The sequence below is a fragment of the Thermodesulfomicrobium sp. WS genome, from assembly GCF_027925145.1.
Classification (GTDB): Bacteria; Desulfobacterota; Desulfovibrionia; order Desulfovibrionales; family Desulfomicrobiaceae; genus Thermodesulfomicrobium.
In genome coordinates, this window is sequence record NZ_AP027130.1 from 1573456 (window position 1) to 1588337 (window position 14882).

Here is a 14882-nt window from a genome sequence, read left to right on the forward strand (position 1 = left end):
CCCATGCATATCGTTCTCGGTTCCGATCACGCGGGCTTTGCCCTCAAAAACCTGCTCAAGGCCCATATGGAATCTTTGGGACACCACGTGGACGACGTGGGTACCCATAGCCAGACCAGTTGCGACTACCCGGACATCGCTGCGGCTGTGGCCAAAAAAGTGCAAGCCGGCGATTGCCTCGGGATTCTGGTATGCGGCTCCGGGGTTGGCATGTCCATGGCCGCCAATCGCTTCCCCGGCGTGCGGGCCGCCCTGTGCACCAACGAATACCTGGCGCGCATGAGCCGCCTGCACAACAACGCCAATGTGCTCTGTCTGGGCGAGCGGATCATCGGTGTGGATCTCGCCAAGGCCATCGCCGAGGTCTTCGTGTCCACCGCCTTCGAGGGCGGCCGGCATTTGCGCCGCATCGAAGCCATAGAACGATTCACCACCACCCTCTAACCCTACCGGTTTTCCTCATGACCACTTCCTCTTCTGCCTTGGATCTTCGTTGTGTGTCCGTCCTCAAGGGTTTGGTGCTCGATACCGTCCACCGGGCCAAGTCCGGACATCCAGGCGGCGCCCTCTCGTCAGCGGACTTTGCCTACGTCCTCTTCCAGCGTTTCTTGAACTTCGATCCGGACGACGCCACCTGGTGGAACCGGGATCGGTTTGTGCTCTCCGCAGGCCACGAGTCCGCCCTGCTCTATGGCTTGCTCACCCTCGCCGGCTTCCTTTCCGTGGAGGACCTCAAAGCGTTCCGGCAATGGCACAGCCGCACTCCCGGACACCCGGAGCACGGGCTCACCCCCGGCGTCGAGGCCACCACCGGCCCCCTGGGTCAAGGTCTTGCCATGGCGGTGGGCATGGCCGTAGCCGAGGCCGTGGTGCGCCACTTCACCCACCCCGATTTCACCAACCATTGGACGTACGTGCTCGCTTCTGACGGCGACCTGCAAGAACCCGTGGCCTTGGGCGCGGCAGCGGTGGCCGGACGCGTGGGTCTTGGGCGGCTCATCGTCTTCTACGACAGCAACAAGATCCAGCTCGCCGGGCCCACCGAGCGCAGCGACGCCACAGACTACGCGGCTGTTTTTGGCGCCATGGGCTGGCACGTGCAGGACATCGACGGGCACGACCATCAGGCCATCGCCGCGGCCATCACCGCGGCCCAAGCCGAAACCACCCGGCCCTCGCTCATCATCGGCCACACCACCATGGCCAAGGGATGCGCCACCATGGAAGGCAGCGCCGATACCCACGGCGCCCCCTTGCCGGAAGACGAACTGCGCTGCACCAAGGCCCGCCTGGGACTCCCTGAAGAAACCCCCTTCTTCCTCCCCGAAGAAGTCGTCACCCACTTCCGTTCCCGCCACCCCGAACTTCGCGCCCTGCGCGCTGCCTGGAACGCCCGCCGCGACGCCCTCCTGGCCGACGCCACGACCGCTGCGCGCCTGCGCGAGGTGCAAACCCCGGTGTGGGAGCGCCGCTTGACGTGGCCCACCTTCGAAGCCTCCGGCTCGGTGGCGACACGCAAGGCCTTTGGCGCCTGCCTCATGGCCCTTGCCGACCAGCTTCCCCTGCTCGTCGGCGGATCGGCGGACCTCGACCCTTCCAACCAAACCGCCAAGTTCCGGGACACCTACGGCGTCTTCCACGCCCAAGACAACCCCAAAGGCCGCAACATCTGCTTCGGCGTGCGCGAATTCCCCATGGCCGCCATGCTCAACGGCATGGCCCTGCATGGCGGGGTCGTGCCCTTTGGCGCCACCTTCCTGGTGTTCTCGGATTACGCGCGCAACGCCATCCGCATGTCCGCCCTCCAGGAACTGCCGGTGCTCCACGTCTTTACCCATGACTCCTTCTTCGTGGGCGAAGACGGCCCCACCCACCAGCCGGTGGAGCACCTCTGGTCGCTGCGTCTGATCCCCAACCTGCTCGTCTTCCGGCCTGCCGACGCCCGAGAAACCGCAGCCTGTATGGCCGTTGCCCTGCGCCAGAAATCCCGGCCATCGGTCTTTGCCTTCACCCGCCAGGGGCTGCCGGTGCTCGACCACATCCCGCAGGAAGAGTTCGAAGCGCACGTGGCACGCGGCGGCTACATCCTTTGGGAGCCCCACGACCGCCCCGTGGAAGTCATCGTCATCGCCACGGGCTCCGAAGTGTCCCTGGCCGTGGAAGTGGTAAGGCGCGTGCCGGAGATCGGCGTGCGCGTCGTCTCCATGCCCTGCGTGGAGCTCTTCGACGAGCAGCCCGAGGACTATCGCCGCACGGTGCTGCCGGAGACCATCACCCGCCGCATCGCCGTGGAGGCAGGGTGCACGGCGCCGTGGTTCAAATATGTCGGTCCGCATGGCCGCGTCCTGGGGCTGGATCATTTCGGCGCCTCGGCCCCGGCCAAAGTCCTCCAGGAACGTTACGGCTTTACCCCGGAAAACCTCGCCCGCATCATCGCCGAAACCCGCTAGGAGAAAGCCCCATGGAAGCCCCACAACATAATCTCGCCTTGGATTTGGTGCGCGTCACCGAGGCTGCGGCCCTGGCCGCGGGCCGGTGGCTTGGCAAAGGCGCCAAGGAAGAAGGTGACCGCGCCGCCGTGGACGCCATGCGCCTGTGTTTCAGCACCCTCGACATCGCTGGCCGCGTCATCATCGGCGAAGGGGAAAAAGACAAAGCCCCCATGCTCTACACCGGCGAGCTGGTGGGCACAGGCCGCGGCCCGGCAGTGGACATCGCCGTGGACCCGGTGGAGGGCACCAACCTTCTGGCCTACGGCAGACCCAACGCCATCGCCGTGGTGGGGGCAGCGCCTTCGGGCAGCATGTACAATCCCGGGCCCAGCTACTACATGCAAAAACTCGTGGTGCCGGCCGAAGCCAAGGGCATGGTGGATCTGGACGCGCCCGTGGCCCATAATCTCGCCCAAGTAGCCAAGGCCCTCGGGAAGAAGGTGGAAGACCTGGTGGTCTTCGTGCTCGACAAGCCGCGGCACAAGCAGCTTATCGAGGATATCCGCCATGCCGGCGCCCGCATTCAGCTCCATACCGACGGCGATGTGGCCGGCGCCCTCATGGCTGTGGACCCGCTGGCCAATGTGGACGTCATGATGGGGACCGGCGGCACCCCGGAAGGAGTGCTTGCCGCCTGCGCCATCAAGGCTCTCGGCGGCGAAATCCTGGGGCGCCTGGATCCGCAATCGGAAATGGAACGGCGCCGCATCCTGGAGTACGACGTGGACATCACGCAGATCCTCACCACCGATACCCTGGTGCAGAGCGAAGACGTCTTTTTCGCCGCCACCGGCATCTCCGGCGGCACCTTTCTGGCCGGAGTGACCTACACCGGCCGCGGCGCCACCACCCACTCCTTGGTACTGCGCGGCAAGACCGGCACCATCCGTCGCATCAGCTCCACCCATCAATGGGACAAGCTCATGCGCTTTTCTTCCATCCGATACTAAAAGGAGGACTCATGGACGCAACTGCCTACACTCTTTTCAGCGGCGGCGCCCCAGGAACCGAAGCGGAATTCGGCCGCCAGGCCGAGGCATATGGCGTGCAGGAAGTGACCTACACCTTCGATGGTCACAAGATCGAACGCTCCCGGGGACTCAGGGTCCTGACCCCGGAAGAACTCATGCGCAAGGACGTGAGCCTTTCGTACGTCTCCAAACTCCTGGGACGCACCTTCACCAACGCCCCACTCATGCGCAAAATCCTGCAGACCATCATGTACCAGATCGATTCCGGTCACGAGGTGTTCGTGGTGGGGACCATCATGCCCGACGGCACGGTGCGCGGCGGCACCGGCTGGGGCACCGAGTTTGCCAAGATCTGCAACAAACCCATCTTCACCTTCGACCAGACCAAGAACGCCTGGTTCCGTTGGAACGGCGAGGAATGGGAAGACGGCGGTCTTCCCCGCATCACCGCCCAGCACTTCTGCGGCACCGGGACCCGCTTTCTGGAAGACTGCGGCCGCCAGGCCATTGCCGACCTCTTTGCCCGCAGTTTCCGGGCCTAGAGATCCCGAGGAGCGCAAATCCAGGGCCGCCCGCGCACGGCGGCCCTTATTTTTTGAGATACCGCCCTACGGCCTGCGCTGCAGTAAGACCGTCCAGGGCAGCGGAAACGATGCCGCCGGCATACCCCGCGCCTTCCCCGCAAGGGAAAAGCCCTGGGGCCGCCGGATGCATGTGGGTGGCGGCATCCCGGGGGATACGCACCGGGGAGCTGGTGCGGGATTCCACGGCCAGGATCTTGGCCTCGCTGGAGGCAAAGCCCGGAAAGCGGCGCTCCCAGGCCCGCAGGGCCTCGCGCAGCGCCGCGGTGACAAAGGGCGGAAGGAGTTCGTGGAGCGGCGCGGCAAAGCATCCTGGCACATACGAGGTGCGGCCAGGATGCGCCCCCGCCACGCCGCGCAGGAAATCCGGCACCCGCTGCGCCGGGGCCTTGAGCGTGCCGTCGCCTGCGGCAAACATGGCCTGCTCTACCTCGGCCTGGAAGCGCAGCATGGCCAAAGGGTCGGCCTCCACTTGAGGCACATCGGTAAATCGCACCTCCGCCACGATCCCGGCATTGGCAAAGGGAGCGCTGCGGGCAGCAAGGCTCATCCCATTGAGGACGATCTCTCCAGGCGCAGTGGCGGCAGGCACGATGAACCCCCCAGGGCACATGCAAAAGGAAAACACCCCACGCTCCTTGGCCTGATGGGTGAGGCGGTAGCTGGCTGGGGGAAGGCCCGGATGTCTGGGAGAAGCTCCATAAAACATCCGGTCCACCAAGGCTTGCGGGTGCTCGATGCGCACCCCCAGGGCAAAGGGTTTGGGCTCCACGGCAATGCCCTGGGCATGTAGAAAGGCAAATACGTCCCGGGCAGAATGGCCGGGCGCAAGGATCACGCCGCCCCCTTCCAGGGTGCTCCCATCGGCGAGCCGAACCCCGCAGACCGCATCACCGCGCCGCACCAGCCCAGTGACATGCGCGCCAAAATGCACTTCCCCGCCCAAGGCGCAAATGGCCGCACGCATGGCGGCCACAATGCGCGGAAGCATATTGGAGCCCAAATGGGGATGGGCATCCACCAGGATGTCCGCAGATGCGCCGAATTCCACAAGCAGGCGCAGCACCCGGCGGGGGTCCCCGCGTTTGCTCACCCGCGTGTAGAGCTTGCCATCGGAATAGGCGCCGGCCCCACCCTCGCCAAAACAATAGTTGGAATGGGGATCCACTCTCCCTTGGGTAAACAGCGGCTTGAGATCGCGACGCCGGCTGCGTACGTCCCGGCCGCGCTCGAGCACGATGGGACGAATCCCCGCCTCGAGCAATCCCAGGGCGGCAAAGTATCCGCCCGGTCCGGCACCGACGATGAGCACCGGCGCACCGGTGGGAGGCTTGGGCGCAAAGGCACGCGACGGCTCCGCCACTGGCGGGTCTCCCACCTGCACACGCAGCACGTAGCGCGGCCGACGGCCTCGGCAATCCAAGGAGCGGCGCACGATCTCCACCGGAGTCGATACCGCCACCCCGGCCGCCTCACAGGCCAAAGTCTGGATGTGCGAGAGGTCTCCCAATTCTTCTGGAGTGAGACGAATTTCCACGATGGGCATGGCACGTCCTTCTTGGGTAGCAGCGCCACAATAAAAAAGGCCTGTCCCGAGAGGAGGGCAGGCCTATGATCACGCGTCCCAGCGGCCTTTAGTTGGTCGGAGCCGTAGCCGCCTTGTTCACGGCCATGGAAAGCCGCGAAATCTTGCGTGCAGCGGTACGCCAATGCAGCACTTTCTTGCTCGCCGCGCGGTCCAACACCGAGGTGGCGGTCCGCAGCAGGGTCTGGGCAGCGTCCAGATCCCCGGCCTCCACGGCCTTGCGGACTGCCTTGATGGCATTCTTCACCCGGGTTTTTACCATGCGGTTGCGCTCATTGCGCTTGAGGCTTTGACGATGCCGCTTGAGGGCTGATTTGTGATTCGCCAAGTTCATTCTCCTTGCTGGATGGAAGTTCCGTCAGCTGGATGTCTCTGCAGCGACGTTCGTTACCGATTCCCATCGCCGCTTGTCAAGCGAGTATCCGGCATGATTGTACCAGCTGAACGCAAAAAAATCACGTGCGGCAGCCATGTCGTCAATTCTTCCTGCCATCCCTGCCTTGGCCCTTGCCTGCGCCCTCCGTATCGTCATTCTTGCCTCACTTTCCGTAGAAAGCGCATGCAGCCAGAAAAGGCATCATGGCACGCGAACAATTCGCTCAGACGTCCCAGCATGCAAGCTCCACACGGCCGACAGCGCCTCGGCCTGCGCCAGCACCGTCTGCACCGCGGCGTCCTGCAGGTCGGGCGGATAGCCGTATTTGCGCAGGATGCGCTTGACCAGCACCCGGAGCCGCGCGCGGGCCGATTCGCGGTGCGCCCAGTCGACGGTGATGTTCTCCTTCAGGCTCATGAGCAGTTCGTGGGCGATCACGCGCAGCTTCGCGTCGCCCATCACCTGCACGGCGGACTCGTTCTCGGCCAACGCATCGTAGAAGGCGATTTCCTCGTCCGATAATCCGCGCTCCTCGCCGCGCTGGCGGGCAGCCCGAATGTCGCGGGCCAGCTGGATCAGCTCCTGCAACACTTCGGCCGTAGTGATGGCGTTGGCGTGATAGCGCGCCACGGCATCTTGCAGCCGCTCGGAAAACGCCCGCGTCTCGACGACATTGGTCTTAGCGCGCGAACGGATGCTGTCGTTGATGAGCTTCTTCAAAGCCTCCAGCGCCAGGTTCTTCTTCTCCATCTGCGCAACTTCGGCGAGGAACTCGTCCGAGAGGATGGAAATGTCCGGACTCTTGATGCCCGCGGCCTGAAGGATGTCCACGATCTCGGTAGAGACCACCGCGCGGCTGACGATTTGCTGGATCGCCAACTCGCGCGCTTGCTGGGTCACGCCGGAGCCGGTGCTGCTCTTGATGAGCGCGGCGCGGATCGCCTGAAAGAACCCCACTTCCTCGCGCACCGCCTGGGCCTCATCGCTCGCAGCCGCCAGCGCGTAGGCCTTGGTAAGCGCGAGCACCGCGTCCGAAAAGCGCCGGTGCGCCGCCTTCTTGCCATCCGGCGTCGATTCCTGCGCCGCCCATTGCTGCTGCTTATCGAGGATCCACTCGATGGCGCCAGCCATCATCGAGAGCCGCTCTTGGGGCGAACCATCGAGCGCCGCGCGGTAATCGAAGCCATGGAACATGGCGCGCACGATTTCGAGCTTCTCGAGCAGCACTGCCACCGCCTCGGCCTCGTCGATGCCGGTCTGCGCGCGGTCGCGCGGCGAATATTGGGCGAGTGCGTTTTTCAGGTTCTGCGCGATGCCGATGTAGTCCACAACGAGCCCCGCGGGCTTGTCGCGGAATACGCGGTTGACGCGGGCAATCGCCTGCATCAGCCCGTGGCCGCGCATCGGTTTGTCCACATACATCGTATGCATGCAGGGTGCATCGAAGCCGGTGAGCCACATATCGCGCACGATCACGAGCTTCAACGGATCGTTCGGGTCGCGGGCGCGGCGGGCCAGCAGGTCGCGCCGCGCCTTGTTGCCGATGTGCTTTTGCCACTCGGGTGGATCGCTCGCTGCGCCGGTCATCACGATCTTGATCGCGCCCTGGGCATCGTCGTCGCTGTGCCACTGCGGGCGCAGCCGCACGATCGCGTCGTAGAGCTTGACACAGATGCGCCGGCTCATGCAGACGATCATCGCCTTGCCATCGAGCGCGGCCACGCGCGCCTCGAAGTGCTGCACGATGTCTTGGGCCACCTGCGCCAGGCGCTTGTCGCTGCCGACCAGCGCTTCCACCGTCGCCCACTTCTGCTTGATGCGCTCGCGCGTGGGCTCTTCCTCGTCCTCCAGCACCTCCTCGATCTCGGCGTCGATCTTCGGCTTTTCGTCCTCGTCGAGTTCGATGCGCGCCAGGCGCGATTCGTAGTAGATCGGCACCGTCGCGCCGTCCTCGACCGCGCGGCTGATGTCGTAGATGTCGATGTAATTGCCAAAGACGGCTGGCGTGTTCTTATCGTCAGCCTCGATCGGCGTGCCGGTAAAGCCGATGAACGAGGCATTGGGCAGGGCATCGCGCAGATACTTGGCAAAGCCGTAAGCAATCTCGCCCGTCTTGGCATCCAGCTTGGCCTTGAAGCCGTACTGGCTGCGGTGCGCCTCGTCGGCGATCACCACCACGTTGCGCCGGGTGGTCAGTGGCCCGTCGATCTCGCCGAACTTCTGCAACGTGGTAAAGATCACCCCGCCCGCCACGCGGTCGAGCAGCCGTTGCACATCCTCGCGGCTTTGCGCCTGCACCGGCGTCTGGCGGATCAGGTCGCGGCACATGGAGAAGGTGGCAAAGAGCTGGTCGTCCAGATCGTTACGATCGGTGATCACCACCAGCGTCGGGTTTTCGAGCAGAGGGTGCTTGACCAAGCGCCCCGCGTAAAAGGCCATCAACAGGCTCTTGCCCGACCCCTGCGTGTGCCAGATCACCCCGACGCGGCGATCCCCCGGCTTTTGCGCGCGCGCCGAGGGCAGCCCATAGCGCGCCGGGTCCTCCCGTGCCACGTCCTTCGGCGGCAATGCGCGCAGCGTCTGCTCCACCGCCTTTTTGACCGCGTGGAACTGGTGGTAGCCGGCAATGATCTTGACGAGCCCCGCGCCCGTCTGCCCGAAGACGGTGAAATCGCGGAGGAGCTCGAGCAGCCGCTGCCGTTCGAACACGCCCTCGATCAAGGTGGGCAGCTCCGGCGCGCCCTTGGGTGCAATGGCTGCGCCATCGGTGGTGCGCCACGGCATGAAGCGCTCGAAGTCGGCCGAGAGCGACCCCACCCGCGCCGCGATGCCGTCGGAGGCCACGAGCAACGCGTTGGTGTGAAAGAGCGGGGCAATCTCCCGTTTGTAGGTCTGCAACTGGTTGAACGCGCCCACCAGGGTGGCCTGCTCCACGCCGGGCGCCTTGAGTTCGATCACCGCGAGCGGCAGGCCATTGACGAACACCACCACATCGGCGCGGCGCTTGTGCGGGCCATTGATCACCACAAACTGGCGCACCGCCAGCCAATCATTAGCCTCCGGGCGCTCGAAATTGATCAACCACACCTTGCCCGCGGCGAGTGTGCCGTCGGCGGCGTGGTACTCCACATCCACGCCTTCGGTCATGAGCTTATGCAGGCGGCGGTTTTCTTCGAGCAGATTCGGCAGCTCGGCGTGCGTCACCTTGCGGACGGCCTCCTGGCGCGCCTCCTCCGGCATTCCGGGATTCAAGCGCGCGACTGCTTCTTCCAGCCGCCCTTTCAGCACCACATCCTGATAGCTCTCGCGCTCGGGGTGCGTGCCATCGGGGCCGATGTCCTCCTCGCCTTCGATATGGTAACCGAGTGCGCCAAGCTGATCGAGCAGCGCTTGTTCGACGTCGGCTTCGGACAAAAATGCCATTACCGTTCTCCTGATCCGGGCGCCATCCAACGCGATCCAACCGCTGGATTCTCCGAATCCAGCGCCCATTGTCGCGGGTTGTTGGCGATATATTCACGAACGCGGACGAGCGTCTGCTCATTGCGAATGATGTGCTCGTAATAATTGCGCTGCCAGGCGAAAGCTGTGCTGCCTTGCTGCCGGATTCGCCGAGACGTCACAGCCTTGAACGCCCGCACAATATCCCCCAACGTAGGGGCGCGATTTATCGCGCCCTCATTGCGATTTATCGCGCCCTCATTGCGATTTATCGCGCCCTCATTGCGATTTATCGTGCCCTCATTGCGATTTATCGTGCCCTCATTGCGATTTATCGTGCCGGGATTGACCCGCATGGGCGCGATAAATCGCGCCCCTACGAGAATGACGCCGTGGATATGATTGGGCATGACGACAAATGCATCGGTTTGGATGCCTGGAAAACGTTGCGGCAAGGATCGCCATTCGGTCTCGACGATATTTCCAGCATCGTTCAGCAGCATCCCTCCCTCCACCACTTCACCGAACAGGCATTGCCGATCCTGCGTGCAGATCGTCACGAAATACGCGCCCGGCTGGGTGTAATCGTAGCCCTTCAGGCGGATAGAGCGACGGTTTCCAAAGCGACCGGCCGCTGGCCCGCTGACATGGCCCGTCATCACCAGCGCCCCTACCCGGCGGTAAGCGCCTCGCCCGCGGCGACCTTCTTCACCAGCGCGAGCGCCGCTTCCAACTCGGCGGCGTTTTTCTCAAAGCGCTGGCGGTCGAGCGCATAGCCCTGGGTGAGGTACTCGCGCAGCACGCGGGTGGCCCATTGGCGGAAGCGCGTGGCGCGGGTGGAATTGACGCGGTAGCCGACGGAGATGATGGCGTCGAGGTTGTAGTGCTTCAGTCGCCGCTCGACCTGTCGCGTGCCTTCGGTTCGAACTGCTAAGAAATCCTTAGTCGTTGCCGGCTCCTCGAGTTCGCCATCGCGGAAGATGTTCTTCAGGTGCATGAGCACGTTTTCCGGCGTAGTGGCGAATAGCTCGGCCATCTGGCGCTGCGTCAGCCAGATGGTTTCACCTTCCAGACGAAACTGTATCGATTGGTCGGGAGATTCGAAAATGATGATCTGGTTCTGAGGCTTCATAGTCCGCGCGCCTCGAGGAAGGCTTCGGCATCCCGGATGCGCAGTTCGCCGGAGATCAGCTTGGGCAGCAGGGTGTCGCGGAGTTGAGCGAGGGTGCGGGTTTCGTGAACACCCGCGATGATGTGGGTAACAAACGGCTGTAACGTCTCCGTACTTGCGCGGGCGACAGCCTGCGGTGGCAACGCAACTGTGTAGCGCGCCATCTCGGCCCAACTGGTTCTCGGCATCTTCGTCCCGGTCGAGCCGGCGTTCGTATACTCGACGAACTCCACGCTCGACACATGACCAAGCACGAAACCAAACCAGACCGGAGTCTTCGGGGCGACCACGACGATATCCGTCGAGCACACGCCATCGACCGGCGCAACGCCGACCTTGTGGAAGTACGGCCGGAGCTTTCCAAAGAGGATTTCGCCTTTCCTAAACTCGAACTTGTTGCTTTCGAGACCGTCGCCGACGCCCCAATCGGAGAGTGTGATACACCGCTTCGGCATATGCTCCAGCGCGATGTAGGGCGTATCCGGTCGGATGCTGGTTTGGTTGAATACCCCGGCGTGGATTATCTGCAACGTCGCCAAGCATTCCCACCCCCCACCCCTCCGGAATCTCGCCCAACTCCGAATCCACGAGGCGGTCGGGGAAGAGGTCGTAGAGGTGGGCGGGTAGCCCCGGCAGCGATTCGCCGCGCCGCCAGCCTGCCTGTCCTGGGGACGCAGGCAGGCGGCCTTCCAGCTTGGCGCGCACGGGTTCGAAGTCCACGAACCACGCGCGGAACAGGGCGCGCGCCATGGCCTCCAGCGTTTCGTTCTGACGGCGCAGGTTTTCGATCTTGTCGTCTAGCGTGCCGAGGATGTGGGCGATGGCGCGTTGTTCGGTTTCAGCTACTGGTGTAAAAATCATCCGGGCATGGGCAGCATCGCGGTTTAGTCCAGGGACTGCACTATCGGCATTCATGTGCTCCAGCCCAAGAGACTTGAGAACGTAATAGCGGAATCGAACCAACCATGGTTCTGTGCCGGTCACATAGAACGTTGTGTCGATTGGCCAGCAAGGAACAGGTGAGTAGTGAACTGCGCCGACAGTCCCTTTGCGACCAATCACGACAGTCGGACCATCTGTCAATGAGGCGTCATGAAAACCTACAACGCCATTAGAACCGTAAACAGGGACACGACCGTTCGCATTGCGCCGCCTCTCAGGTAAGCCTTTGCCATAGCTGAACGGCATTAGCTCGCCAATGGTTACTTCCCGCCACTCACCCGCCATTCCCAAGCTCCCTCAAGTCGGCTCCAATCGCCGCATCCCCCCACACCGCCTTCCCCTGCCGTCCCGCCAGCGCCGACTTCGTCATCGTTCCGTCTCCCCAAACCGGGATGGCCTCATGCCTCGCCCACCTGGGCGAGCAGGTCGAGGTATGCGCCATAGACAAACACCCGCTCACGCGCGCGGCCGGTGATCTCGCGCACGATGCCGAGTTGTTGCAAGGTGTGCACGGCGCGGGCGGCGGTGGCGAAGCTCACGCTAGCGTGCTCGGCGAGCAGTTTGATGTTGGCCACTGGACGGTGGCGCAGCATGTCGAAGAGGCGCAGCACGGTGGGGGCGGTGCGGCCCAAGGGCACAATGCACGCGCGGTCAGCAGCGAACAGCTCGAGCAGCCGATGCGCCGTTTCTACGGCGGCCTGCGCGGTGAGGGCCACGCCTTCGAGAAAAAAATCGAGCCAGGCTTCCCAGTCGCCGCTCGTGCGCACGGCATCGAGCAGGCGGTAGTACTCGGCGCGGTGGCGCTTGAAAAAGAGCGACAGATAGAGCAGCGGTTGGCGCAACACGCCTTCGTGATGAAGGATGAAGGCGATGAGGAGCCGCCCGACGCGGCCGTTGCCATCGAGGAAAGGGTGGATGGTTTCGAACTGCACATGGGCAAGCGCGGCCTTGATCAGAGCGCCGGGACCATCTTCCGTGTGCAGGAAGCGCTCCAGCTCGCCCATGAGTCGCTCGACTTCCTGCGGCGGGGGCGGAACGAAGACAGCGTTGCCGGGGCGGGTGCCGCCGATCCAGTTTTGCGTGGTGCGGAATTCCCCCGGCGCTTTGCCCGCGCCCCGACCGCGCGCCAGCAGCTTTTCGTGCAGCTCGCGGATGAGCCGGTTGCACAGCGGCAAGCCTTCGGCCAGCCGCGCCATGCCGTGTTCAAGGGCGGCGACGTAGTTGGAGACTTCCACCACGTCGTCGAAGGGCACGCCCGGCGCCTGGTCGAGTTCGAAGAGCAGCAAGTCGGAAAGCGACGATTGCGTGCCCTCGATTTGGCTGGAGAGCACCGCTTCCTGCCGCACGTAGGCGTACAGGAAGATCTCCGGCTCGGGCAGCAAGGCGGCGATGGCATCTAGCCGTCCGAGGGCAAGCAAGGCCTGTTCCAGGCGCTGCTGGCGCGTGGCATCGAGCACGAGCGGCGGCTCGGGCGGCAGGGGGCATGGGACGAACGCGCGCACCGGCTCGCCACCGGCGATGCTGGTCACCCACTGGCCGGTCATTTCGCGCTGCATGGTGAGGGTTCGCTCCTTTCCGTCGTGAAAATAGCTGGCCACGCTATTTCCACATGAATTGTTCTATAAAAATAGCTTGGCAGGCCATTTTCATGAATCAAAACCCCAGCTCGCGCAAGTTCGCCTCGATGGCGGCGTCCAACCGCGCGGCCTCCTCGCGCTGCTGCCGCCACTGGGCCGCCAGGCGCGCCATCTTTTCTGCAAACGGCTCGCCGCCGTCCTCCTGCCGCGCCGCGCCCACATAGCGCCCCGGCGTCAGCACGTGGCCGTGCTTGCGGATTTCATCGAGTGTGGCCGATTTGCAGAAACCGGGAATGTCGGCGTATTCACCCGCGCCGGGCTCGCCGCCTGCCTGCCGAAGCCTCGGCGCAGGCAGGCGCCAGGCATGGTAGGTGTCAGCGATCTTCTGGATTTCCTCGTCGGTGAGTTCGCGCCGGGTGCGGTCCACGAGCACGCCCATCTGCCGCGCGTCGATGAAGAGCACCTCACCGCGCCGGTCGCGCCAGCCCTTGCCGGGGTTCTTGTTGCGCGCCAGAAACCACAGGCAGGCGGGAATCTGCGTGGAGTAGAAAAGCTGCCCGGGCAACGCCACCATGCAGTCCACCACGTCGGCCTCGACCATCGCCTTGCGTATCTCGCCTTCGCCCGACTGCTGCGAGGACATGGAGCCATTGGCCAGCACCACGCCTGCGGTGCCGTTGGGGGCAAGGTGGTGGTAGATATGCTGCAGCCAGGCGAAGTTGGCGTTGCCCACGGGCGGTGCGCCAAACTTCCAGCGCACGTCGTCGCGCAGACGCTCGCCGCCCCAGTCGGAGACGTTGAACGGCGGGTTGGCGAGGATGAAGTCGAACTTGAGCTGCGGGAATTCGTCCTTGTGAAAGCTGCCCTCGCTGTTCCAGCGGATGTCGGCGTCGATCCCCCGCACCGCGAGGTTCATTTTGGCGAGCCGCCAGGTGGTGTAGTTGCTCTCCTGACCGTAGATGGCGATGTCGCCAATGCGCCCGCCATGCTCCTGCACGAACTTTTCCGACTGCACGAACATGCCGCCTGACCCGCAGCAGGGGTCGTAGACGCGGCCCGAGTACGGCTCCAGCATTTCCACCAGCACGCGCACCACCGAACGCGGCGTGTAGAACTCGCCGCCGCGCTTGCCCTCCGCCCCGGCAAACTGGCCGAGGAAATACTCATACACGCGCCCGAGGATGTCGCGGGATTTGTCGCCCGCTTCGCCCAGCGCAATGCCGGAGAGAAGGTCGATGAGCTCGCCCAGCATCACCTTGTTGAGCACGGGGCGGGCATAGTCCTTGGGGAGCACGCCCTTGAGTGACTCGTTGTCTTTCTCGATGGCGCGCATGGCCTCGTCGATCAACAGGCCGATTTCCGGCCGCTTGGCATTGGCCTGCAGATGCGACCAGCGCGCCTCCTTGGGCACCCAGAAGATGTTGTCCGCGAGGTACTCGTCCTTGTCCTCGGCGGCCAGCGGGTCTTCGGCGAGGAGCGCCCGGTGCTTGGCCTCGAAGGCGTCCGAGATGTATTTCAGGAAGATCAGACCCAGGACGACGTGCTTGTAGTCGGAAGGCTCCATGTTGCCGCGCAGCTTGTCGGCGGCTTTGAAGAGTTCGGCCTCGAAGCCGAGGCTCGCGCCGTTACTTGCATTCTTCTTTCGGGTATTCTTTGCCATATTCCAGACTGCTGTTTGCATCAGATCGTTGTGCGTCCTACTGCTACCGCTTTGAATGCGACCCCGATGTTTTTTCTCCCATCATG

Annotated in this window: 13 protein-coding genes; 4 read left to right on the forward strand and 9 right to left on the reverse strand. The window is 63.9% G+C overall.

What is annotated here, in order from left to right; translation table 11 throughout:
- Window positions 1-3 precede the first annotated feature (3 nt).
- From rpiB to QMF81_RS07570, 4 genes are read left to right on the forward strand one after another with little or no spacing between them, the layout of a single operon-like run.
- Window positions 4-444, forward strand: coding sequence for a ribose 5-phosphate isomerase B (gene rpiB, locus QMF81_RS07555; RefSeq protein ID WP_281750163.1), 441 nt, complete (start codon window positions 4-6; stop codon window positions 442-444).
- 17 nt (window positions 445-461) lie between these two features.
- Window positions 462-2450, forward strand: a complete 1989-nt coding sequence (tkt, locus tag QMF81_RS07560; RefSeq protein WP_281750164.1) for a transketolase — start codon at window positions 462-464, stop codon at window positions 2448-2450.
- 11 nt (window positions 2451-2461) lie between these two features.
- Window positions 2462-3442, forward strand: coding sequence for a class II fructose-bisphosphatase (glpX, locus tag QMF81_RS07565; protein ID WP_281750165.1), 981 nt, complete (start codon window positions 2462-2464; stop codon window positions 3440-3442).
- Between the two features lie 11 nt (window positions 3443-3453).
- On the forward strand, window positions 3454-4005 hold the full coding sequence (locus QMF81_RS07570) for a hypothetical protein (protein ID WP_281750166.1): 552 nt from the start codon (window positions 3454-3456) through the stop codon (window positions 4003-4005).
- A gap of 46 nt (window positions 4006-4051) precedes the next feature.
- Here the strand turns inward: QMF81_RS07570 and QMF81_RS07575 are convergent, their stop codons facing one another.
- From QMF81_RS07575 to QMF81_RS07615, 9 genes are all read right to left on the reverse strand, one after another.
- Window positions 4052-5590 (reverse strand): FAD-dependent protein, encoded by a 1539-nt coding sequence (locus tag QMF81_RS07575; protein WP_281750167.1) that lies wholly within the window; start codon window positions 5588-5590, stop codon window positions 4052-4054.
- 88 nt (window positions 5591-5678) lie between these two features.
- Window positions 5679-5957: a 30S ribosomal protein S20 gene (gene rpsT, locus QMF81_RS07580; RefSeq protein ID WP_281750168.1), complete on the reverse strand. Its 279-nt coding sequence runs from the start codon at window positions 5955-5957 to the stop codon at window positions 5679-5681.
- Window positions 5958-6206: 249 nt separating this feature from the next.
- Window positions 6207-9428 carry a type I restriction endonuclease subunit R gene (locus QMF81_RS07585; RefSeq protein WP_281750169.1) on the reverse strand — a complete coding sequence of 1074 codons (3222 nt, stop codon included), beginning with the start codon at window positions 9426-9428 and terminating at the stop codon, window positions 6207-6209.
- Window positions 9428-10105, reverse strand: coding sequence for a transposase (locus QMF81_RS07590; protein ID WP_281750171.1), 678 nt, complete (start codon window positions 10103-10105; stop codon window positions 9428-9430). The genes QMF81_RS07585 and QMF81_RS07590 overlap by 1 nt, the downstream gene beginning before the upstream one ends.
- An 11-nt stretch (window positions 10106-10116) precedes the next feature.
- Complete coding sequence (gene rhuM / locus QMF81_RS07595; protein ID WP_281750172.1) at window positions 10117-10578, reverse strand: RhuM family protein; 462 nt, start codon at window positions 10576-10578, stop codon at window positions 10117-10119.
- A complete protein-coding gene (locus QMF81_RS07600) occupies window positions 10575-11072 on the reverse strand; it encodes a hypothetical protein (RefSeq protein ID WP_281750173.1) in 498 nt (165 codons plus the stop codon). The genes rhuM and QMF81_RS07600 overlap by 4 nt, the downstream gene beginning before the upstream one ends.
- Window positions 10999-11844: a restriction endonuclease subunit S gene (locus QMF81_RS07605; protein WP_281750174.1), complete on the reverse strand. Its 846-nt coding sequence runs from the start codon at window positions 11842-11844 to the stop codon at window positions 10999-11001. The genes QMF81_RS07600 and QMF81_RS07605 overlap by 74 nt, the downstream gene beginning before the upstream one ends.
- 113 nt (window positions 11845-11957) lie before the next feature.
- On the reverse strand, window positions 11958-13115 hold the full coding sequence (locus QMF81_RS07610) for a Fic family protein (RefSeq protein WP_281750175.1): 1158 nt from the start codon (window positions 13113-13115) through the stop codon (window positions 11958-11960).
- A 97-nt stretch (window positions 13116-13212) separates the two neighbouring features.
- Complete coding sequence (locus QMF81_RS07615; protein WP_281750176.1) at window positions 13213-14796, reverse strand: class I SAM-dependent DNA methyltransferase; 1584 nt, start codon at window positions 14794-14796, stop codon at window positions 13213-13215.
- Between the last annotated feature and the right edge of the window lie 86 nt (window positions 14797-14882).

Bases quoted from the DNA above. Each gene is read 5' to 3' on its own strand.
- rpiB (WP_281750163.1), top strand. From the start codon at position 4: ATGCATATCGTTCTCGGTTCCGATCACGCGGGCTTTGCCCTCAAAAAC.
- tkt (WP_281750164.1), top strand. From the start codon at position 462: ATGACCACTTCCTCTTCTGCCTTGGATCTTCGTTGTGTGTCCGTCCTC.
- glpX (WP_281750165.1), top strand. From the start codon at position 2,462: ATGGAAGCCCCACAACATAATCTCGCCTTGGATTTGGTGCGCGTCACC.
- QMF81_RS07570 (WP_281750166.1), top strand. From the start codon at position 3,454: ATGGACGCAACTGCCTACACTCTTTTCAGCGGCGGCGCCCCAGGAACC.
- QMF81_RS07575 (WP_281750167.1), bottom strand. From the start codon at position 5,590: ATGCCCATCGTGGAAATTCGTCTCACTCCAGAAGAATTGGGAGACCTC.
- QMF81_RS07585 (WP_281750169.1), bottom strand. From the start codon at position 9,428: ATGGCATTTTTGTCCGAAGCCGACGTCGAACAAGCGCTGCTCGATCAG.
- QMF81_RS07590 (WP_281750171.1), bottom strand. From the start codon at position 10,105: ATGACGGGCCATGTCAGCGGGCCAGCGGCCGGTCGCTTTGGAAACCGT.
- rhuM (WP_281750172.1), bottom strand. From the start codon at position 10,578: ATGAAGCCTCAGAACCAGATCATCATTTTCGAATCTCCCGACCAATCG.
- QMF81_RS07600 (WP_281750173.1), bottom strand. From the start codon at position 11,072: ATGCCGAAGCGGTGTATCACACTCTCCGATTGGGGCGTCGGCGACGGT.
- QMF81_RS07605 (WP_281750174.1), bottom strand. From the start codon at position 11,844: ATGGCGGGTGAGTGGCGGGAAGTAACCATTGGCGAGCTAATGCCGTTC.
- QMF81_RS07610 (WP_281750175.1), bottom strand. From the start codon at position 13,115: ATGCAGCGCGAAATGACCGGCCAGTGGGTGACCAGCATCGCCGGTGGC.
- QMF81_RS07615 (WP_281750176.1), bottom strand. From the start codon at position 14,796: ATGGCAAAGAATACCCGAAAGAAGAATGCAAGTAACGGCGCGAGCCTC.